Source organism: Paenibacillus sp. NPDC058177 (assembly GCF_042883835.1).
Taxonomy (GTDB): domain Bacteria; phylum Bacillota; class Bacilli; order Paenibacillales; family Paenibacillaceae; genus Paenibacillus_AQ; species Paenibacillus_AQ agri.
Genome location: NZ_JBHVVB010000001.1, coordinates 1,284,608 through 1,304,021, shown reverse-complemented (window position 1 = coordinate 1,304,021; position 19,414 = coordinate 1,284,608). Strand labels below are relative to the sequence as shown.

Below are 19,414 nucleotides of genomic sequence, written 5' to 3'. Positions count from 1 at the left end.
TAAAATTTTTATAAGTGTACAAAGTAATTCGTTAAGGTGACTTTTGTCATCTGTTGGCCTGTTGTATAATCGCATTGACCCGTATTAATTTCCAGGAGGATTGTAATGGAACAATACATAGCTGGTATTGATCTAGGTGGAACCAACATCAAGGCAGGAATATTTGATACTGATTATCATGTAATAAAAGAAATATCGATACCCACCGAAGCAGCTAAAGGCCCGCAGCATGTCTTGAGCCGTATTAGGGATACGCTTACAATTCTAACCAACGATAATGGAGAGAGGATCGATTCAATCCAATGCCTGGGAATAGGCATCCCCGGCCTTTTGGACCCGCAGGAGGGACTCTCGATTTTCTCACCGAATTTTCCGGATTGGGAACAGATTCACATTGTGAATGAACTAAAATCTTTTTATGATTTTCCTATTTATATTGACAACGATGTGCGCATGAATCTTTATGGAGAATGGCGACTAGGCAGTGGAAGAGGGTTTCATAATGTAGTCTTGCTTACACTGGGAACGGGACTTGGCTCGGGAATTGTAAACGACGGAAGGGTTGTGTACGGTACAAGCTATAGCGCAGGAGAGATCGGCCATATGAACATGTACCGGAATGGGCGTCCATGCAAATGCGGAAGCTCCGGTTGCCTAGGCAGATATGTGTCTGCAGTAGGCATGGTAAACACATTCAAAGAGAAGTTGGACAAAGGCGCAACTAGTATCCTTCAGAAATGGGTTCGAAATGAATACGGGAGTCTAACGGCGTTAATGATCTCGGAGGCATATGATCTTGGTGATCCTTTGGCAATAGAAGTGATGCATGAAACCGGAACCTTGCTCGGCTATGGGCTAGCGAATGTTGTGAATTTGTTGAATCCTGAGATTATTATCGTCGGCGGAGGCATGGCAGCTGCTGGAGACCGATTGTTAAATAGCGTTCGAGAGACTGTAAATTCACACGCTCTTAAACTTTCCGGAAGCAGATGCAGGATTGTGCAGGCCGAGCTAGGGGACAGGGCAGGTACGGTTGGTGCAGCGCTCTATGCTCAAGAGAAATTTGCTGCGAACAAGCCATAGGATTATGGAGCACCACGTTCTACCAAAGATAACACTATAATCTATCCGAAAAAGGGCAGATACGGAATAATCCGGATCTGCCCTTTTTAAATAAAATATCGATTACCACACAAAAATGAACAGCAGATTTGCCAGTGAAAAGGTAAAGACGGCATAATCACTGAGCCGGAATCGATAGATACGGATCGGTGTACGGCCTTCGTCACCCTGGTAACAGCGGGATTCCATCGCTACTGCCAGGTCTTTGGCACGGAGAATGGACATCACGAACAATGGCATCAGCATTGGCATTACGCCGCTGAAGCGGGAGGTGATCCCCTTTCGGTGGAAACCGCCTCCGCGAGCCAGCTGTGCCTTGCGAATTTTATCGAATTCCTCCATAAGGATGGGCAGGAAACGCAGAGCGATGGAGAACATCATCACGGCTTCATGTACGGGGAGCCGCCATTTTTTTAAAGGCTTCAGCAAGATCTCCAGCCCCTCTGCGAGCAGAATGGGGGAGGTCGTCCGCACCAGCAGAGAGAGCAGCAGCACGATTCCGGCAATCTGCTCACACATCATGATTCCTTTGATGGCCCCTGGCCTAGAGAAATGAAGCGGTCCCCAGGTGATCATTACATCCCCTGCGCTCGTCACCAGTAAAGCTTGATAAATCATTGTCGAAGCGAAGAAGAGTGACAACGACAAGAGGGTAAAGACCAATACCCGCCAGGATAACTTAGCAACTCCCCACAGTGCAATAAGAATCAGAAGCTGAGCCGTCTTCAGCTCCGGGCTATGGGTCAACAGAAGCGCAGCCCCGAACAACAGCACAGCTAATATTTTCATCCGCGGGTCCCAGCGCTCCAGCCAGGAATTGCGTTTCTGATAAAGTAAGAAGCTTTTTCCGGACATCCTATTCCCTCATTTTCATTAGACTGATATTTGCCGGCTGCTTAGCAGCTTGGTGATGGTATCTGCTGCTTCCTGCGGGGAGAGGATTTCATTGCTGGGAACGGATCCCAGCTCCCGCAGCAACCGCGTTACAGCTAAAGCGGGCGGTTCTTCCCATCCAAAGGCTTCTAGTAATAACGGATCTGACAAAAGGGCTGTGGGGTGCCCGTCGGCCAGGAATTGTCCTTCCTTCAGGGCGATGAGACGTGAGGCATGCTCCAGAATTTCCTCCAGCTGATGGCTGACCCACATCACAGTCATTCCCCGTTGCCGGTTCATGGAATGCAATAGATCGAAGAGGGCGGTCCGGGACTGAAGATCCAGTCCAGCTGTTGGCTCATCAAGGATCAACACTTCTGGCTCTAACACGACTACACCGGCGATGGCGACCCGACGTTTTTCACCACCGCTCAGCTCGAACGGACTGCGGTCCTTGAATTGCTTGTAATCTAGCTGCACGGCCTCCATGGCTGCGCGTACTTTGACTTCTTTCTCTTCCGCTGTGAGCTTAGCGCTCTGGAGGCCAAAGGCGATGTCCTCGAACACGGTGGTAGAGAAGAGTTGATGCTCTGGATATTGAAAAATAAATCCGACCCTGTCAAACACCTCAGGTCGGCGGCTAAGATGCGGATCTGTGGCGTCCAGTTCTACCGTACCCTCTGAAGGAGCCAGGAATCCTTTTAGAAGCTGGAGAAAGGTAGACTTGCCGGATCCGGATTTCCCGGCGATGGCAAGCATCTCGCCGCTTTCCACGCTCAGACCTAGATGCTGCAGTACGAACGGACCGGCCAGAGGTTTATTCCTACGGCGTTTGCTGTACGAAAAGGTAACGTCATTCAGCTTTATCTGCATAATAAATCCCTCAAATTCTGTTCATTCATATCTGCCGGAACAGAGATGCCTTGCTGACGAAGCAGCCCGGCAAGCCTGTGGTAATAAGGCAGCTCCAATCCGCAATTCTCCAGTAACACGGTATCCTGTTCCAGTTGGGCAGGGGTACCTTCGGCTACGATCTCGCCGCTGCGGAACAGCACCCAACGGTCCGCACCAGTAACCTCTTCCAGATGGTGTGTAATGTAAATAAGGGTGAAGGGCACCTGTTTCCTGACTTCGTGCAGAGTCTCAACGAACTGCCGGCGGGCTACAGGATCAAGCATAGAAGTGGCTTCATCCAGGATGAGGCAACATGGGGCCAGAGCGAGAACCGAGGCTAGAGCCAGTTTCTGCTTTTCGCCACCAGACAAGTTGCTGACAGGACGTTCTTCATCTGCTTCCAGCCCAACCAATTGAATGGCCCAGGCGATACGGCTTGCGATTTCCTCCTGTGGCCAGCCGATATTAGAGAGCCCAAAGGCGATGTCTTCTCCGACAGTGATGCCCACCTGCTGGTTCTCAGGATTCTGGAACACGATCTGGACGGCCCGGCGGATCGCTGGAAGGGAGGAACGCTCAGACGTATTATGTCCCTCTACCAGAACCGTTCCTTCGGTTGGTAACTCTATGCCATTTAACAGCCGGGACAAGGAAGATTTGCCGGAGCCATTGCGCCCCAGAAACGCAACAAATTCACCGAAGGGAATGTTAAGGGATACATGAGATAATGCCGGCTTGTGACCGGCATCCTCATCTTCTTCATCAGGTTCATTGTAATAGAAGGTGGCGTTCCGGATATCAATCATTGATGGTCGCCGCCTTCCCTTCGGGTTTGTCTTGATTTACTGGGCCGAAGACGCTTTTGGCATCATCAGGATTGAAGGTGCCGTCAGCCGTATTGGGGATTTGCCAGAAGAAATCAATATCCACACCGCCCTCGGCGGCTAGCTCCAGAAAGTCGCGCATGAACACGCCTTTTCCGGGATCGCAGGAAGGACTGCCTGAAATACCAAGGCCGCCTACAATCGTATATCCGTGATCCTGATAAGTCTTGAGCTGCTCGACCACAGGCAGCAGAATTTTGCGGTTGTGTGCGCGAAACTCCGGTGTATCATATTCTTCTACGGTCATTGGAGGCCGTTCAGGCCCCAGAAATGTGAATTCGGGACAAGGCAATTGGAACATCCCGTATCCTTGCTCGTAGGTCCAGTCGACTGCCGCTTTCATGACGCCTGGACTCCGGGCTTCGCCTTCCACAACGGCATTTTGGTTAATGACGCAGTGGGAGGCGACAACGATACGTTTACTACGCTGCACGGGAAGCCTTCTTTTTCAGGGATGGACGTTTGATCAGGGATTGCGGCAGATTTTTAACTACATAGTAGACAAGAAGTGCAGACAGAATTTTATCGATCAGATTCTCGCCAAGCCGTGGCAGGAAAGCAGCCGCGAAGAGACTAGAACCCGCTTGTTTCAACCAAAGTACAGCAACATCCTGCACGCCTCCGGTCAAACCGCCGAACAAACCAATGGCGATCACGGAGCCGACTGCAGGGCAGAGAACGCCAAGTAAGATACCGGAAATTAATGCGGAAGAGAAACGGAAGCCGTTCTTACGCGCCGCGTAACCAACGACAAGTCCCACAATTACGTTAACTAGTGCAAACGGGATAGCGGTGTAGCCGGAGGTTACACCGAGTACAAGGTTGGTCAGCAGACCGACCAGCGCACCCCATAATGGTCCGAATACAGCAGCAATAAAGATGGTACCAACAGTGTCGAGGAAAAGAAAAGGGATTTTCAGATTACTGACGACGGTGCCTGCGATGACGTTGATCGCAATCGCGAGCGCGCCCAGTGTGATTACAAGTGTCTTTTGATTCATGTACTTGTTCCTCCTAGGGATTCATAATTTGTCTTATGACTTTACAAATAGATGTGCAATGTAAATATGAACCCTACTCCCCCTTTGTACATAGCGAGCTGTTGAAGGAAAGACCTCTAAGCAGAAACAACAGCTACAGACGAATCAATAAATCCAAGTGTATATATAGGATTAATAAATTATATTCTAAGTCGAATTCCCTAGATGTCAATGGTATTTTTATTCATTTTTAAGAGAGAAATCGTTTTATTCGCATATAATCCGATAATAATACTAGTTGTTAATATTAGGGTGTCATGATATTATCGTGAAAAAATAAAGACTTCTCTAATAATGAGAACAAAGGAGATGAATCTTTTTAAACAGATCGAACTGTAATTTTTCCGGAAAATAGGCTAAAATCACAATATTACAAGTCTTCTATTGGATAAAAGAGGAGTCGTTGGCTAGTGCAAAAAATGAACGGAACGCAGACGTTAAGCCGTGCGCTGGATATCTTATTCGCTTTGTCGGAAGAGAGCGGGACGCTGACGGTGAGTGAAATCGCGCAGAAAGTGTCCATTCCGGAGAGTACGACCTATCGTTTTCTGCAGACCTTAGAACAGAATGGAATTATCGAAAGGAGGGGGAAGAACCAGATTGGCCTTGGCCTGCGCATTCTTGATTTGGCGCGTAGTCTGAACATGCAGTTCCAACGTGATTTACTGCCGCTGGCCCTCCCCATTATGGAAGAATTGACGGAGAAGGTACAGGAAACTTCAATTCTGTTTGTCCGAACGGGCAACAATGCGGTATGCATTCAGAATGTGAAGAGCCGTGGCCTGATTCAATTCTCCATCGACAATGGACGGATTCTGCCACTACATATGGGGGCTTCGGGCAAATGCATTCTTGCTTTCGAAAGCGCCAAGGTAACGGAGAGAATCTTGCAGCTGCTTAGCAGTGACAAGGAGAGGGAAGGGCTCATAGCTGAACTTGCGACCATTCGTGAGCAGAACTACAGCATTACCAAGGGTGAGGTTGACCCTGATGTGTATGCCATAGCGGCACCAATCACGGACGGTCAAGGTCCTGTAATTGCAAGCCTCGCCGTGGCTGGACCCAGCTTCCGCTGCAGCAACGAGCAGGACAAGACAAACATTGAAGCAGTAACCAAAGCGGCAGCGGAGCTGTCACGACGGATGGGTGGCGGGAATTAGTTTTTAATTCCGATTAGAATAGTTTAATTTATGATTGACAAAAGTGTATCTCACCAATATTATTGTCTTACGGTATCTAATTATCACATGACAATAATATGACTGACCATACCTATGGAGGTCTTGTTTTTCGCTCAGACGAAGAATAAGGCCTCTTTTGCTATTTGGAGGTAAGTTTTTGCACCAAAACCAAGTTTACAAATAAGAATAATACATTTTGAAGGGAGAGGGGCAGTATGGCTGAAGCAGTAGCGGTTGAGTTCAGGAATGTAAGCAAGGATTACGGTTCAGGTACAGTGCTGCGTGATTTTAACCTCACGGTACCAAAAGGGCAGATAGTAACGATTATCGGACCTTCCGGCTGCGGTAAGACTACACTGCTTAAAATGATCAACCGGCTAGAGGAGCCCAGTGAGGGACAGGTTCTTGTTGAAGGAAGGGATATCGGCTCTGTGGACGCTGTGAGTCTGAGACGGGATATTGGATATGTCATTCAGCAGATCGGTCTCTTTCCCCATATGACCATCGAAGAGAATATCGGGATTGTTCCGAGACTCAAAGGTGCAGGCAAGGGGGAGCGCAGAGAGCAGGTAACCAAGCTTCTTCAGTTGATTGGTCTTTCGCCGGAGCAGTACCGCAAACGTTATCCCCATGAGTTAAGCGGAGGACAGCAACAGCGAATAGGGGTGGCCCGTGCTCTGGCATCCGACCCTTCAATCATCCTGATGGATGAACCATTCAGTGCGCTTGATCCGATCAGCCGGGTCCAGCTCCAGAAAGAACTGATCAACCTCAACCAGCGCCTGCACAAGACGATTGTCTTCGTGACACATGACATTGATGAAGCGCTGAAAATCGCTGACCGGGTTATTCTGCTGAGCGAAGGTGAAGTGGTGCAGAGCAGTACGCCCGCTGAACTACTGGCTCACCCGGCCAATGAATTTGTGGTTGAATTTCTGGGCCCGGAACGTTTCCAGAACGACTTGTCGCCAGGGACGGCTCACCATATCATGATCGATGGTCTGTCTATTGATCATCAGGCTCCAATTGATGAAGCCCTTGAACTTCTGAGAGCAAACAGCGCAGAAGCTTTGGCTGTAACCGGGGCATGGGGTGAGCTACTGGGGATTGTCGGAATTGAAGAAATCAGCCAGCATCTTCTGCATGGCAGCACCCTAAAGGTTGGCGCTATCGTCCAAAGTGATACAAGCTCCCTTTTGGCACACACACCGTTGTCCGAGGTCTTCGAGCAGATTCGCAGTCACCGGATCCTGCCTGTTGTGGATGACAGCAACCGGCTGATTGGCACCGTCACCCGGTCCAGCGTTATAGAAGCACTGGGACGACATCTTCACAGGGAGGAGCATAGCGCATGAATCATGTATGGGATACGTTAGCCGCCGACTGGCCGATGATACTGAGCAAAACGGGAGAGCACATGTATCTATCTCTGATTTCCGTTCTCATTGCTGGATTTATCGCGGTTCCCCTCGGGATTTTTCTGACCAGCCACAAGCGGATGGCGAACACGATCATTACCGTTGTCTCAGCCATCCAGACCATTCCGAGCCTGGCGCTGTTCGGGTTCATGATTCCGCTGGTAGGTATCGGTACTACCCCAGCCATTATCGCGTTGACCTTATATGCTGTACTTCCAATGCTTCAGAACACCTACGTTGGCATCAATGGGGTTCAGCCTTCTCTCCTTGAGGCGGGTACCGGAATGGGCATGACCAAATGGCAGATGATGAGTATGGTTCAGCTCCCCATTGCACGCAGTGTCATCATGGCAGGTGTAAGGCTGGTCGCTGTACAGACCATCAGTCTTGCTACGATTGCTACTTACATTGCTGCCGGAGGGCTTGGAGACATCATCACCAGAGGAATTGCCATGATCAACACAGTTACCATTATGGAAGGAGCCATTCCGGTCTCACTATTGGTAATCTCCGTTAACTTCATATTGCTGCTGCTGAACCGGGCACTTACCCCTAAAGGCCTGCGGCACTTGAATAAATTTTAAGAATTTACCCAGGGAGAGTGGTATGGATCATGACAACTGTAAACCCAACAAGATGGACGGCAACAAAAGGAAGTAAGCTGCTTATCACCCTAGGGTTAGTACTCACCACTGTGTTTACTGCGGCGGGCTGCTCCGATTCCAAGGCTTCTGAGGGCAAGGATACGATTGTTCTGGCTACCAAAGGATTTGCTGAGTCGGATATTTTGGCAAATGCTTTGAAACTTCTGGTTGAGAATGACACGAAGCTGAAGACAGAGATCAAGAAGCTGGACAACACGTTGCTCTGGAATGCCATTGGCTCAGGAGATGTGGATGCATATGTGGAGTACAGCGGGACGGCACTGATCAATATTTTAAAGCTAGAGCCCGAATTTGATCCGGACAAAGCATTTAAGACCGTTGTCACCCAGCTAAAGGAAAAAAACAAGCTGATCGCGCTTGATCCGCTTGGCTTTAATAATACCTATGTCTTTGCTGTACGTAGGGAAACCGCTGAAAAGTATGACTTGAAGACAGCATCACAGCTTGCTGAGAAATCGGGCGAATTGGTCTTTGGGGCAAGTGAGGAGTTCCTGAACCGTGCGGATGCCTGGCCATACGTAGAAAGTATTTATAAGCCAAAGTTCAAGGAAACGAAGTCCATTCAAGACAGTTCCTTGCGGTACCAAGCGATCAAGCAGAAGCTGATTGATGTGATGCTTCCGTATTCGACAGACAGCCAAATCTTGGCGAACGATCTCGTGGCGCTCGAAGACGACAAGCATGTGTTTGTGCCTTATGACGCTTTCCCGGTTGTACGCGAGCAGACGCTGGATGAGCATCCTGAGTTGAAAGAAACGCTCAACAAACTGGCAGGCAAATTGGACGAAACCGCTATGCAGAAGCTGAATGCCGAGGTGGAGCAGGAACAGAAGCCCGCTATCGATGTCGCCCGTGAATGGCTGAAGTCACAAGGACTGATTAAGTAGGCTTTCTCATTACCGATTGAGGCCTGACAATGACATGACCCAACAATTAACGGATGAGAGGGGATAACACGTTATGAGCAACAGTACACGGCAGCTCGCCCTGGGAGCGATGATGTTTTTTCCGGCGGGTGAGCATATTTCAAGCTGGAGACATCCCAGGTCTGAGGCCGAGGGGCTTCTGAGTTTCGATTATTACAAAAGAATTGTACAAACGGCGGAGCGTGGGCGATTCGACATGTTCTTCTATGCGGATGAGCTCTATGTCTGGGACCGTTTTGAATCGGGGGTTAGCCATTCTAACCATATTCGGCCGGAGCCGTTCACCCTGCTGTCTGCACTGGCGGCGGTAACTAGCCATATTGGGCTGGCTGCAACCATCTCCACAACATATAACGATCCGTATCATATTGCGCGCAAGCTCGCAACGCTGGATCATTTCAGCGGCGGGCGGGCCGCGTGGAATATTGTGACCTCTCAAACGGACGAGGAGGCCCGGAATTTCGGAAAGGAAAGTCATTTGCAGCATGAGCTGCGATATGAGCGGGCCAAGGAGTTTGTCGATGTTACTCAGGGACTTTGGGATAGTTGGGATGAGGATGCGCTGCTGTTTGACAAGGAAACTGGCTTTTTCGCAGATAAAGATAAGCTTCATAATCTGGATCATGAGGGCAAGCACTTTAAAGTCAAAGGCCCGTTGAATGTTTCTCGTCCGCCGCAAGGCTATCCGGTATTGATTCAGGCTGGAGCTTCTGAGGCGGGAAAAGAAGTGGCTGCCGCTACAGCTGAAGTTGTGTTCGCTCCTGGCGGCACGCTGGCTGAAGGCCAGGCGTTGTACGCAGATATCAAGGGCAGATTGGCTAAATACGGCCGTTCTCCGGATGATCTCAAAATCATGCCGGCTCTGATGCCAATTCTTGGAGATACCGAAGAGGAGGCAGCGGAACGCCTCGCTGAAGTGGAGAACCAGACCCCTGACCGGCTAGCATTGGATCTGTTGTCCCATTACATTGGGGTGGACGTATCGGGTTATCCACTGGATGAACCACTGCCTTTTCTGCCGGAGGAAGAGGGGTTCAACCAGAGCAAATCTAGACTGCAAAGCATCCGCGAGCTTCTGATTAATGAGGATCTAACACTCATACAAGTCGCAAAAAGGGTCACTACGAAACGGGTTTTCGCCGGCACGCCGGAACAGGTTGCCGATTACATTGAAGCCTGGTTCACCGGTGGAGCTGCCGACGGCTTCAATATCGCTTTCCCGTATTTGCCGGGAGCGCTCGACGATTTCGTGGAGAAAGTCGTACCAATTCTTCAGCAGAGAGGTCTGCTACGCCAGGAATATGAAGGTACTACACTACGGGAACACCTAGGCTTCAGCAAGCCGGAAAGCCGGTATGTTAAAACGCCGGAAGCCGTTACACCACAATGACAGAACAGCGAACTGAAAGCGGGGGATGGCAGTGACAAGAATTACTGCGAAGAGAGGCGGAACACTGCGCTGCAAGGGCTGGAGGCAGGAAGCACTCTTGCGCATGTTAGAGAACGTGCTTGAGAACGGTGAGAACCAGAAGGAACTAATTGTGTATGCTTCACTGGGAAAAGCGGCGCGGAACTGGCCCTCGTACAGGGCAATCGTGGAGACACTGAAGCAGTTGGAAGAGGATGAGACACTCGTCATCCAGTCCGGCAAACCGATCGGTATCTTCAAAACGCACCGCCAGGCACCGCTGGTTGTTATGGCGAACTGCAATCTCGTGGGACGCTGGGCGACCAGTGAGAACTTCTACGAGCTGCAGGACAAAGGGCTGATCATTTGGGGCGGGCTCACCGCAGCCGCCTGGCAGTACATAGGTTCACAGGGGGTTATCCAGGGAACCTATGAGATCTTTCAAAGTATTGCCCGATTGCATTTTGGCGGCGATCTGCGTGGACGCTTCATTCTGACCGCTGGGCTCGGCGGCATGGGTGGTGCGCAGCCGTTGGCTGGCCATATGGCGAATGCCGCTATTCTTTGTGTGGAGGTGGCGGAGGAGCGGATCGACAAGCGGATCGCTGCCGGTTACCTGCAGCGGAAGACAGACAGCCTCGATGAGGCGCTGTCCTGGATTAAGGAGGCGGTAACGAATGGCACGAGTGTATCGGTCGGCCTGCTGGGCAATGCCGCCGATGTCTATCCGGAGCTGCTGCGACGGGGCGTACAGCCTGATGTTGTGACGGACCAGACGTCCGCACATGACCTGCTGTACGGATATATTCCGAGCGGCTATACACCAGCTTCAGCTGCCGCGGCCCGCAAGGACCGGCCGGCTGAGCTGCAAGCCGCTGCCGGAGCCTCCATCGCCAAGGAGGTCCAGGCGATGCTGGCGTTCAAGGAACGGGGGGCGGTTGTCTTCGACAATGGCAACAACATCCGTTCCCAGGCGGTGCAATACGGCGTAGATAACGCGTTTGATATTGATATTTTTACAGAGGCTTTTCTGCGTCCGCTGTTTGCAAGAGCAATTGGGCCTTTCCGCTGGGTAGCACTTAGCGGTGAAGCTGAGGATATTCGCATCATCGATGATTATATCTTGAAGGAATTCAGCGACAATGAGATCGTCTCTAATTGGATCAAGCTTGCCAATACGTACGTTCCATTCGAAGGCCTGCCAGCCCGGATCGGCTGGTTCGGCCACCAGGATCGCAGCAAGCTGGCGCTCGCGGTTAACCAGTTAGTACGCGAAGGTAAGCTTGCTGGTCCAGTAGCCTTCTCGCGTGACCATCTGGATGCCGGAGCTATGACGCATCCCAACATCATGACGGAGCGGATGAAGGATGGTAGCGATGCTATCTCTGATTGGCCGCTATTGAACGCGATGCTGAACTGTTCGTCGATGGCTGATCTGGTGGCCATTCATTCCGGTGGGGGAGGATACTCCGGCTATATGACCAGCGCAGGGGTTACGATTGTAGCTGACGGTACGGAGGCAAGCGATCTGCGTCTTCGTACTGCACTTGACAACGATACAGGGATTGGCGTTCTTCGCTATGCAGATGCCGGTTACGACGAATCACTGGAAGAAGTGCAAGACAAAGGCATCGCCCGGATTGATACGACGCGCTATGAGACCATTCCAGCGGAATAACGCAATGCGTAGTCTAATGTCCCAGCGCAGAAATTGCATAATTGACATAAGGGGGAAATACACATGCGTGAACTGACAAGAGATGATGTGGAAGCAGCGGTTAAAGGGGGCTCCGTATTCGCCAGCGGCGGCGGCGGTTGGGTCGATCATGGACTGGAGATCGGCCATGCCGCTCTTGGTCTTGGCCGGCCCAAGCTTTTGTCCATAGATGAACTGCCGGATGATGCGATCATTCTGACCTGTACGGCCATAGGTGCTCCGGCAGGCCGGGACTGGCAGATGCTCGGCAAAGATTACATCAAAGCGGTACAGCTTGTGATTGATAAATATGACGGTAAGATTGCCGGAGTCATGACACCGCAAAATGGTATGTCCAGTACGATTAACGGCTGGCTGCCTGCGGCTGCGCTTGGTTTAGCAGTCATTGATGCCACTGGAGACATCCGCGCGCATCCTACTGGCAAAATGGGCTCGCTCGGCCTTGCGTCTTCCATTGATTACGAGACTATACAGGCTGTGGCCGGGGGCAATCCGGAGAACGGCAGCTACATTGAACTGGTGGTCAAAGGGACGCCAGCTCGAACTTCTAATATTCTGCGGACGGCCTCGGACATGGCGGGTGGATTCATTGCCGCTGCACGTCATCCACTACCAGCCAAGTATATCAAGGAGCATGCCGCAATCGGGGGCATTTCCATTGCTCTGGAGCTAGGCAGAGCGATTTTGAAGGCTGAACCGGATGGACCGGAGGCTGTGCTGAAGGCGGTTGTTCGCAAGACGAAGGGCAAAATTCTTGGCAGAGGCACGGTGACTGCGAAGAACGTGCGCTATTCGGGCGCTTTTGACATCGGCACGATTGAAGTCGAAATTCCCAAGAAAACGCTGGTCCTTCATGTCATGAATGAATATATGGCTGTGGACGATCAGAAGGGCAAGCGTCTGACAACCTTCCCGGATGTTATTACTACGTTCGATTTGCAGACGGGATTGCCGGTCAGTGTAGGTGACATAAGAGAGGGGATGGAGGTTGCTGTATTCTCCATCGATAAATCCAAGATTCCACTTAGTTCCAGTGTAAAAGACCCTAGCGTGTATCCTGAGGTTGAAGAAGCACTCGGTATTGATCTACAAAGCTATGCCTTCGACAAAGAGAAAAAGGAAAGTAAAGTGAAGAAGGAGAGTAAGGAGATAGAGGTTTATGCCTGAGGACACAGCAGTCTTTGGAACAGTAGCTACGGGCGATCATGGAGTGGGCAGTCATTCAGTTAATGGGATTAATTACTTGATTCTTGATGGAGACAGCTTGAGTATTGAAGATGTTGACGGTGTAGCACGACAGCGTAGGCCTGTAGTGATTGCAGCAGAGGCCCGGGAGCGGCTGGAAGCAGCCCGTAAAGTGATTTTCGAGCTCGCAGCCGAAGGCGTGCCAGTCTATGGATTGAATCGGGGAGTGGGCTGGAACAAGGACAAGATCATTGACTCTGGTTATTTTGAAGCCTATAACCGCAACTTGCTGCTATCGCACAGTGCTGGCGTGCAGCCGGACGCGCCGGAGGAAGTGGTCCGGGCAGTCATGCTGGTCCGGCTCAACGGCCTGCTGGCGGGCGCGACAGGCGCTCAGCCGGAAATTGCCGAGCGTTATGCTGAATTTCTGAACCTGGGGATTCATCCGGTTCTGCCACTGCGTGGTTCTGTGGGCGCAGCCGATATCACGACCATTTCGCATATTGGCCTGGCCATGATTGGCGAAGGGGAAGTCGATGTCGCCGGCCGCCGGTTACCTGCTCTTGAAGCACTTGCAGCAGCAGGTCTGGCACCGCTAAGTCTCGGTCCAAAGGATGGGCTGGCCATTGTCAGCTCCAATGCACTCTCTGCAGGCAATGGAGCCTTGGCATTGGTCGAAATCCGTGATCTATTGGAGGCTGCAGATTACGTCTACGCGTTGTCTCTGGAAGCCATTCGCGGGAATATCAGTCCGCTGGATGAATCAGTGCACCGCAAGCGGCCGTTCCCAGGTCAGCTAGGCAGTCTGTCTCAGGTCCGGTCAGCGCTAAAGAACAGCGATCTGTGGAGCGGATTCAATCCGGAATCACTGCAAGACCCGCTGAGCTTCCGGGATGCCTGCCAGATTCACGGAGCCGCCAGGGATGCTTTGGGTTACACACGTCAGCAATTGGAGATTCATTTGAATAGCTCTGACGATAATCCTTGTGTCCTGACGGAAGAACGGCGCATCTTGTCTTGCGCCAACTATGATCCGGTGACATGGACGTTAGGGTTTGAGATGCTCGGCAGTGCCCTGCATCATGTGTCCAAAAGTTCCTGCTACCGGATGATCAAGCTTGGCGATCCTGGCTTTACTGGCTTGAGCCGGTTTCTGACTGCTGACCCAAGCCGCTCGATCGGCTTTTGCACAGTACAGAAAACTGCCGCCTCCCTGGATGCGGAGATTCGTCATCTCAGCAACCCGGTCTCTGCCGATTATATGTCGCTTGCAGGAGACATTGAAGATCACGCAGCTAACTCCCCTTATGTCGTCTCCAAGCTTCGGGAGATCGCTGACCGTTTAGCTTACATTCTGGCGATTGAAGCTCTTCATGCAGCTCAAGCTATTGACCTTCGTGGCAATCTGCGCTTGGGTGAGGGTACTGGAGCTGGATATGAACTGCTGCGTTCTGAAATACCTTTTCTGTCTGAGGACCGCAATCAGACTGTGGATATCGAACGGGCTTACCGTTTGTTTAAGGAAGGTAAATGGCTCAATGCAGTGAGATATAAGTTAGGTAATCATATTAATAATTAACTATATAAATAGATTGATTATGGTTTTGATCTATATTTTTCAAAATGATGATTCAAGGAGAATGGAGTCTTTCTAAATGAATGGCATCAAATGCTCACTTGAGGCAGGCCGGAGCGCCTGCTACACCATCAATCAGCGCTGAAGAATAGAACAACGCCATTTTTCAGGGAAAAAGAATTGTAGGACTGACAGCCGGGCTGCCCTTTTCGGGGAAGTTCCGGTTTTTTGTGTTTATTCTCGTAAACTTAAGAATTTCCCGAATGTTTTGATCGTAACTTTCTTATTTGCTTCTACTAAGATCACTCCGTAACTCTTTATGTCTGTGATATAATCTCAATTCAGAAAATTAGATTTGGAGTTAGAAGAGGCACGTCTCTCAAGCGTTTGGGCTGGGAAAGAAAAATCACTTGGAGTAAGTATCTTCAAACGGGAAGTTTGTCAAAACCGTATAAGCTTCTCGTCATAGGAGATAATAATAAAATTATACAGGGAGCAATCGCGTATAAATACGAAGAGGGATTTGTTTATGGCGAACTTCCTGGAAGCGCTCCTGTCAATCGTCACAACAATCCTTTGAGAGCGCGTTTACTAATATATTATTAGATAAAGCTTGCCGGAAAAGTTTCGAAGTTGGGTTTGATGGTTTTATTTGTTTTAGCTAAGAGGTCCCTCCCTAATTAACAGCATTTTTGCACCTTATTTTTCTTGAAAATAATCAAATAAGGTAAATAAGGGCATTTTTGTATCTTTCTTTTCGAAAAATCACGCCGGATGGGGTATTATGGAGGATTTAAGGTACAATATTGCACTTAATCTCCATTACCCCTTAGTTGCGGCGAATTTAAGGTACGAAAATGCCGTTAGTTACACTTCTATCCTTCTTGTATAAGCTCTCTTTTTTTCTGGCTATGTTTGGTTTTTAAATACGTTCTATGATAAACTTAACCTGAAGCGGATGTTTCCATGGATGAAGTTGGAAATGGCATCCACGCTTTTATCCAGAACTTCAACAATCAAATGCTGGTGAAGTAAATATATAGGGATGCGATAAACGCATTCCTTTTTGTTTGGAACAAGAATGATTCATACTTTCATATCTCCATAACTACAAGAAACAGGAGGTAAATGATGACAAGAAATATTGTTCACGTCCCTTACGGCTATGAGCCGCCCGTCGAGCAGCGTAAAGGCACTTTGATTTTCTATGATTCATTTGAGCATATCCAAAGTTCTGAGCTTGCGGCAGCAGCCAAGACCGCTACGGATCGCAAGTTCACTAAATTGGTGCTCTATCCGCTGCATGAAGAGACCGTGCGCCGTTTGTCCAAAGAACCAGTCCAAGCTTTTTACAAGCGGGAGGATCGTCTGCATGAATGGAAAAGAGAACAGGGTGTGTCCTTCATAACGGTTGAAGGCTGGGAAGGAAAGAGGAAGAAATATACGCCGCTAGATTCTGCGCTTCGTCATCTGACGGAGAGATATCCGGCTCCGCATTTTTTATATCTGACACCGGATATGGCGAACCAATTCGCTTCCTTTTCCTCTTTTGAAGAGTGGATTGTGAAAATTCGCTTGCTCTTGTCGGAAGCGCCGGCATTTCTCCATCCGCGACTGGAGAAGTATCGCCACCGCTGGGACGCAGCCGAATAATAATACTGAAGTTATATCAAATAAACCCCGGTCAGAATTATGGAATCGTGTCCATAACTCCGTCCGGGGTTTCTGTTATGACTTAATGCGTGCTGCTTTGCTTGCGACGGTAGGTATACATTCTCCATTGATAATGGATGAAGCAGCCGATGCAGAAGCCGAGAATGGCTACAGTTGCAGCAACGGCAACCAGTGCAGTGAATATGTAGGCGGCAACGGTCCAGCCTACTAAGAAGCTGAGCAATCCGGCAGCAAGGCAGCCCACAGCGATGCTTTGGTTGAACTGCTGCTGATCCCAATCCTCAAGGACATACGCAGAGCGTTCTTTTCTAAGAAAAGTGGCAGCCAGCTTGATGACAGGATTATATCCGAAGATCAGGCCCGATAATCCGGCTGCGAGCGGCAGTGCAAGAATCCAGTATTGCCCGGTAAACCAGGTTATCAGGACAGAAAGAACTATAAAGCTCTGGTTGGTTTTCACAAGTGGGCGCGGAATGCCTTTGGTACCATTGCTCACATTAATCACACCTAACATATTGGAATAATTATAGTATAACGGTGGCTTAGACGTTTGGGAAGACATCATTTGTTTTTATATAGGTTAAACAATCGTATTCAATGAGATTGCAAGCAGCATAGGGTTCGCCTGACCTGCCGAAAATTGAAAGTCTGTAAATCAAATTCATGTATTGCGCTTCAACCTAAACATAAGATAGGATAGAAATTAGAAAAAAAGAATATAACGTTATAATGTTTAAAATGCAAATTCGGCATAGCGTAGAGGGCACAGGGAAGGTTATTAGTGGGAATATTGAGGAGGATGAGAAGATGAAGTTGTGGTTTGAGGGTGACATATTGGCTCTGCTGCCTGGAATCGAGATTCTGGCTGATGAGTTAGGGATTCAGCTTGAGGAAGACGGAATGCCTGTCCGGGTAGAGAGTTCCAGTGAAGGCATAGAGGTCGGCTGTGAGGATGGCCAAGGGTATATTAGGTATGAACATATCCACCAGTTTTTCCGCGGACTTGGTCTACTGGTCCAACACGCTCGAAAGAGCGCGGTATTCCATATTACTGAACAGCAGCAATTTGATCTCGTCGGCCCGATGTTCGACCTATCCCGCAACGCGGTGCTGACCACGGAGAGCTTCAAAGATATGCTGAACAAGATGGCCTTGATGGGACTGAATACGGTCATGCTCTATATGGAGGATACATACGAAATCGAGGGCGAACCTTATTTCGGGTATATGCGGGGCCGTTATTCGCAGCAGGAACTTCGCGAGATCGACGATTATGCGGCTCAGTTCGGCATCGAGGCCTTCCCAAGCATTCAGACGTTGGCGCATCTGGAGGAATTTCTGAAGTGGGAGCCGGTGTCCCATTATAAGGATACAAAAGGTGCGCTGCTGGTAGGTGAGGATCGTACGCTGAGTTTGGTCGAACGCATGATTGAGTCGGCTAGTGCACCGTTCCGCAGCCGCAAAATCCATATCGGAATGGATGAGGCTGAGGAGCTGGGCCGGGGCAAATATCTCGACCGAAACGGATACAGTAGCCGATTCGACATCATGACTTCACATCTTGAAAAGGTGCTGGACATTGTACGCGGGCGCGGACTTGAACCGATGATGTGGAGCGACATGTTCCTGAAGCTCGCTTCCGGGAACGGCAGTGAATACTATGACGCGGAAACGTCGATACCAGAAGAGATGCAGCGCCGCATTCCTAAAGATGTAGACATGGTGTATTGGGATTACGTGCACACGGAAGCCGAGGAGTATGAGCAATTAGTCGCGAAGCACCGACCTCTCGGGTCAAAGCTGGCTTTTGCCGGAGCTGTGTGGATCTTTAATACATTCGGGGTTAACTACGGCTTGTCTCTCAAGGCGTCAGATACGGCACTGCAGGTGTGTAAAAGAGAAGGCATCAACGAGGTGTATGCTACAATGTGGGGGGATGACGGCAACGAAGGTAATCCGTTCGCTGCGCTGCTTGGCCTGCAGTTGTATGCAGAGCATGCTTACTCACCGGAACGTCCAGAGTGGGGGCATCTTGCGGAGCGTGTAAAATTCTGCACCGGGATTGAGGCAGATAGCTACCTTCTGATGAAGGATCTGGACGAGACGCCCGGGGCTGAACCGGACAACCGTGTGCAGAGCAACCCTTCGAAGTTTTTGCTGTATCAGGATGTATTGCTTGGACTGTTCGACCATCAGATTGAGGGTCTGGAGCTGACCGCCCATTACGAAGCACTTGAGCGGACCCTGGCGGAGCGCCGTGCTACCGATCCTGCCGCAGCCCAGATGCTGGAGGTTCCGGAAAAGTTGTGCGCAGTGCTGAAACGCAAAAGTCTAATCGGCATCGAATTAAAGCGGGCATATGACGCCGGCGATAAGGCTGCGCTGGTCCTGATTGCAGAGCGGGAGTTACCGGAGATTGCAAGAGCGGTTAAGGAGCTTCGGGCAGCGCACCGCACCGCATGGCACCACATGTTCAAGCCATTTGGCTGGGAGGTGCTGGACATCCGGTACGGAGGTCTTGTGAACCGTCTTGATTCCGCTGCCTTGCGGCTGCTGGATTACGCAGAGGGGCGAATCGCCAGAATCGAAGAGCTGGAGCAGGAACGGCTGCCGTACAGCTCGGCGAACCGGTTCAATAATAGAGGGGCTGGATGGTGCAGCTATTATTACCGCATGGCAACGCCAAATGTATTTTTTCACGTCTTAAATCCCTTTTAATCTTCTAATATAAGGCGGCATTTCAAGCTGTTCCGACCGGTTAGACCGGATAACCGGAGCAGCTTCTTTACTACTATTCGCAAGAAATTGGAGTATGACGAGAACTTTTTTTTGATAAATAGGAGACCCGGAT

General features: G+C 50.0%; 17 protein-coding genes. 11 read left to right on the top strand and 6 right to left on the bottom strand.

Translation table 11 applies throughout. The features are described from left to right. Positions 1 to 105 precede the first annotated feature (105 nt). Positions 106 to 1,083 (top strand): ROK family protein, encoded by a 978-nt coding sequence (locus ACFVU8_RS06205; protein WP_387426299.1) that lies wholly within the window; start codon positions 106 to 108, stop codon positions 1,081 to 1,083. A gap of 102 nt (positions 1,084 to 1,185) precedes the next feature. On the opposite strand, the gene ACFVU8_RS06200 is transcribed toward ACFVU8_RS06205, so the two are convergent. From ACFVU8_RS06200 to ACFVU8_RS06180, 5 genes are read right to left on the bottom strand one after another with little or no spacing between them, the layout of a single operon-like run. After that, complete coding sequence (locus tag ACFVU8_RS06200) at positions 1,186 to 1,977, bottom strand: energy-coupling factor transporter transmembrane component T family protein (protein WP_387426297.1); 792 nt, start codon at positions 1,975 to 1,977, stop codon at positions 1,186 to 1,188. An 18-nt stretch (positions 1,978 to 1,995) separates the two neighbouring features. Further along, positions 1,996 to 2,868, bottom strand: coding sequence for an ATP-binding cassette domain-containing protein (locus ACFVU8_RS06195; RefSeq protein ID WP_387426295.1), 873 nt, complete (start codon positions 2,866 to 2,868; stop codon positions 1,996 to 1,998). After that, a complete protein-coding gene (locus ACFVU8_RS06190) occupies positions 2,859 to 3,695 on the bottom strand; it encodes an ATP-binding cassette domain-containing protein (RefSeq protein ID WP_387426293.1) in 837 nt (278 codons plus the stop codon). Before ACFVU8_RS06190 ends, ACFVU8_RS06195 begins: the two co-directional genes overlap by 10 nt. Further along, the gene (locus tag ACFVU8_RS06185) at positions 3,688 to 4,206 is read right to left on the bottom strand and encodes a CD3072 family TudS-related putative desulfidase (protein ID WP_387426292.1); all 519 of its coding nucleotides are present in this window, start codon (positions 4,204 to 4,206) and stop codon (positions 3,688 to 3,690) included. Before ACFVU8_RS06185 ends, ACFVU8_RS06190 begins: the two co-directional genes overlap by 8 nt. Beyond that, positions 4,196 to 4,774 (bottom strand): CD3073 family putative ECF transporter S component, encoded by a 579-nt coding sequence (locus tag ACFVU8_RS06180; RefSeq protein ID WP_379466771.1) that lies wholly within the window; start codon positions 4,772 to 4,774, stop codon positions 4,196 to 4,198. The genes ACFVU8_RS06185 and ACFVU8_RS06180 overlap by 11 nt, the downstream gene beginning before the upstream one ends. A gap of 458 nt (positions 4,775 to 5,232) precedes the next feature. Here ACFVU8_RS06180 and ACFVU8_RS06175 point away from each other — a divergent pair, with 458 nt between their 5' ends. The 9 genes from ACFVU8_RS06175 (at position 5,233) to ACFVU8_RS06135 (ending at position 16,542) form a co-directional block, all read left to right on the top strand. After that, on the top strand, positions 5,233 to 5,973 hold the full coding sequence (locus ACFVU8_RS06175) for an IclR family transcriptional regulator (protein ID WP_175372773.1): 741 nt from the start codon (positions 5,233 to 5,235) through the stop codon (positions 5,971 to 5,973). A gap of 236 nt (positions 5,974 to 6,209) precedes the next feature. After that, a complete protein-coding gene (locus tag ACFVU8_RS06170; RefSeq protein ID WP_387426291.1) occupies positions 6,210 to 7,349 on the top strand; it encodes a betaine/proline/choline family ABC transporter ATP-binding protein in 1,140 nt (379 codons plus the stop codon). Further along, the gene (locus tag ACFVU8_RS06165) at positions 7,346 to 7,996 is read left to right on the top strand and encodes an ABC transporter permease (protein ID WP_175372710.1); all 651 of its coding nucleotides are present in this window, start codon (positions 7,346 to 7,348) and stop codon (positions 7,994 to 7,996) included. Before ACFVU8_RS06170 ends, ACFVU8_RS06165 begins: the two co-directional genes overlap by 4 nt. A gap of 29 nt (positions 7,997 to 8,025) precedes the next feature. Continuing rightward, a complete protein-coding gene (locus ACFVU8_RS06160; protein ID WP_387426289.1) occupies positions 8,026 to 8,964 on the top strand; it encodes an ABC transporter substrate-binding protein in 939 nt (312 codons plus the stop codon). Between the two features lie 73 nt (positions 8,965 to 9,037). Beyond that, entirely contained in the window at positions 9,038 to 10,393 is a 1,356-nt protein-coding gene (locus ACFVU8_RS06155) for an LLM class flavin-dependent oxidoreductase (RefSeq protein WP_387426287.1), read from the top strand. 25 nt (positions 10,394 to 10,418) lie between these two features. After that, positions 10,419 to 12,089, top strand: a complete 1,671-nt coding sequence (locus ACFVU8_RS06150) for a thiourocanate hydratase (protein ID WP_387426285.1) — start codon at positions 10,419 to 10,421, stop codon at positions 12,087 to 12,089. Between the two features lie 63 nt (positions 12,090 to 12,152). After that, complete coding sequence (locus ACFVU8_RS06145) at positions 12,153 to 13,295, top strand: thiohydantoin desulfurase (protein WP_387426283.1); 1,143 nt, start codon at positions 12,153 to 12,155, stop codon at positions 13,293 to 13,295. Continuing rightward, positions 13,288 to 14,892: an HAL/PAL/TAL family ammonia-lyase gene (locus tag ACFVU8_RS06140; protein WP_387426281.1), complete on the top strand. Its 1,605-nt coding sequence runs from the start codon at positions 13,288 to 13,290 to the stop codon at positions 14,890 to 14,892. Before ACFVU8_RS06145 ends, ACFVU8_RS06140 begins: the two co-directional genes overlap by 8 nt. A gap of 1,128 nt (positions 14,893 to 16,020) precedes the next feature. Next, positions 16,021 to 16,542, top strand: coding sequence for a hypothetical protein (locus ACFVU8_RS06135; protein WP_387427215.1), 522 nt, complete (start codon positions 16,021 to 16,023; stop codon positions 16,540 to 16,542). Between the two features lie 82 nt (positions 16,543 to 16,624). On the opposite strand, the gene ACFVU8_RS06130 is transcribed toward ACFVU8_RS06135, so the two are convergent. Further along, the gene (locus ACFVU8_RS06130) at positions 16,625 to 17,059 is read right to left on the bottom strand and encodes a DUF4395 domain-containing protein (RefSeq protein ID WP_379466778.1); all 435 of its coding nucleotides are present in this window, start codon (positions 17,057 to 17,059) and stop codon (positions 16,625 to 16,627) included. 311 nt (positions 17,060 to 17,370) lie between these two features. On the opposite strand from ACFVU8_RS06130, the gene ACFVU8_RS06125 reads away from it, so the two are divergent. After that, positions 17,371 to 19,281, top strand: coding sequence for a beta-N-acetylhexosaminidase (locus ACFVU8_RS06125; protein WP_387426280.1), 1,911 nt, complete (start codon positions 17,371 to 17,373; stop codon positions 19,279 to 19,281). Positions 19,282 to 19,414 lie beyond the last annotated feature (133 nt).

Bases quoted from the DNA above. Each gene is read 5' to 3' on its own strand.
- ACFVU8_RS06195 (WP_387426295.1), bottom strand. From the start codon at position 2,868: ATGCAGATAAAGCTGAATGACGTTACCTTTTCGTACAGCAAACGCCGT.
- ACFVU8_RS06190 (WP_387426293.1), bottom strand. From the start codon at position 3,695: ATGATTGATATCCGGAACGCCACCTTCTATTACAATGAACCTGATGAA.
- ACFVU8_RS06125 (WP_387426280.1), top strand. From the start codon at position 17,371: ATGAAGTTGTGGTTTGAGGGTGACATATTGGCTCTGCTGCCTGGAATC.
- ACFVU8_RS06150 (WP_387426285.1), top strand. From the start codon at position 10,419: ATGGCAGTGACAAGAATTACTGCGAAGAGAGGCGGAACACTGCGCTGC.
- ACFVU8_RS06180 (WP_379466771.1), bottom strand. From the start codon at position 4,774: ATGAATCAAAAGACACTTGTAATCACACTGGGCGCGCTCGCGATTGCG.
- ACFVU8_RS06200 (WP_387426297.1), bottom strand. From the start codon at position 1,977: ATGTCCGGAAAAAGCTTCTTACTTTATCAGAAACGCAATTCCTGGCTG.
- ACFVU8_RS06140 (WP_387426281.1), top strand. From the start codon at position 13,288: ATGCCTGAGGACACAGCAGTCTTTGGAACAGTAGCTACGGGCGATCAT.
- ACFVU8_RS06135 (WP_387427215.1), top strand. From the start codon at position 16,021: ATGACAAGAAATATTGTTCACGTCCCTTACGGCTATGAGCCGCCCGTC.
- ACFVU8_RS06170 (WP_387426291.1), top strand. From the start codon at position 6,210: ATGGCTGAAGCAGTAGCGGTTGAGTTCAGGAATGTAAGCAAGGATTAC.
- ACFVU8_RS06160 (WP_387426289.1), top strand. From the start codon at position 8,026: ATGACAACTGTAAACCCAACAAGATGGACGGCAACAAAAGGAAGTAAG.
- ACFVU8_RS06155 (WP_387426287.1), top strand. From the start codon at position 9,038: ATGAGCAACAGTACACGGCAGCTCGCCCTGGGAGCGATGATGTTTTTT.
- ACFVU8_RS06145 (WP_387426283.1), top strand. From the start codon at position 12,153: ATGCGTGAACTGACAAGAGATGATGTGGAAGCAGCGGTTAAAGGGGGC.
- ACFVU8_RS06175 (WP_175372773.1), top strand. From the start codon at position 5,233: ATGAACGGAACGCAGACGTTAAGCCGTGCGCTGGATATCTTATTCGCT.
- ACFVU8_RS06165 (WP_175372710.1), top strand. From the start codon at position 7,346: ATGAATCATGTATGGGATACGTTAGCCGCCGACTGGCCGATGATACTG.
- ACFVU8_RS06205 (WP_387426299.1), top strand. From the start codon at position 106: ATGGAACAATACATAGCTGGTATTGATCTAGGTGGAACCAACATCAAG.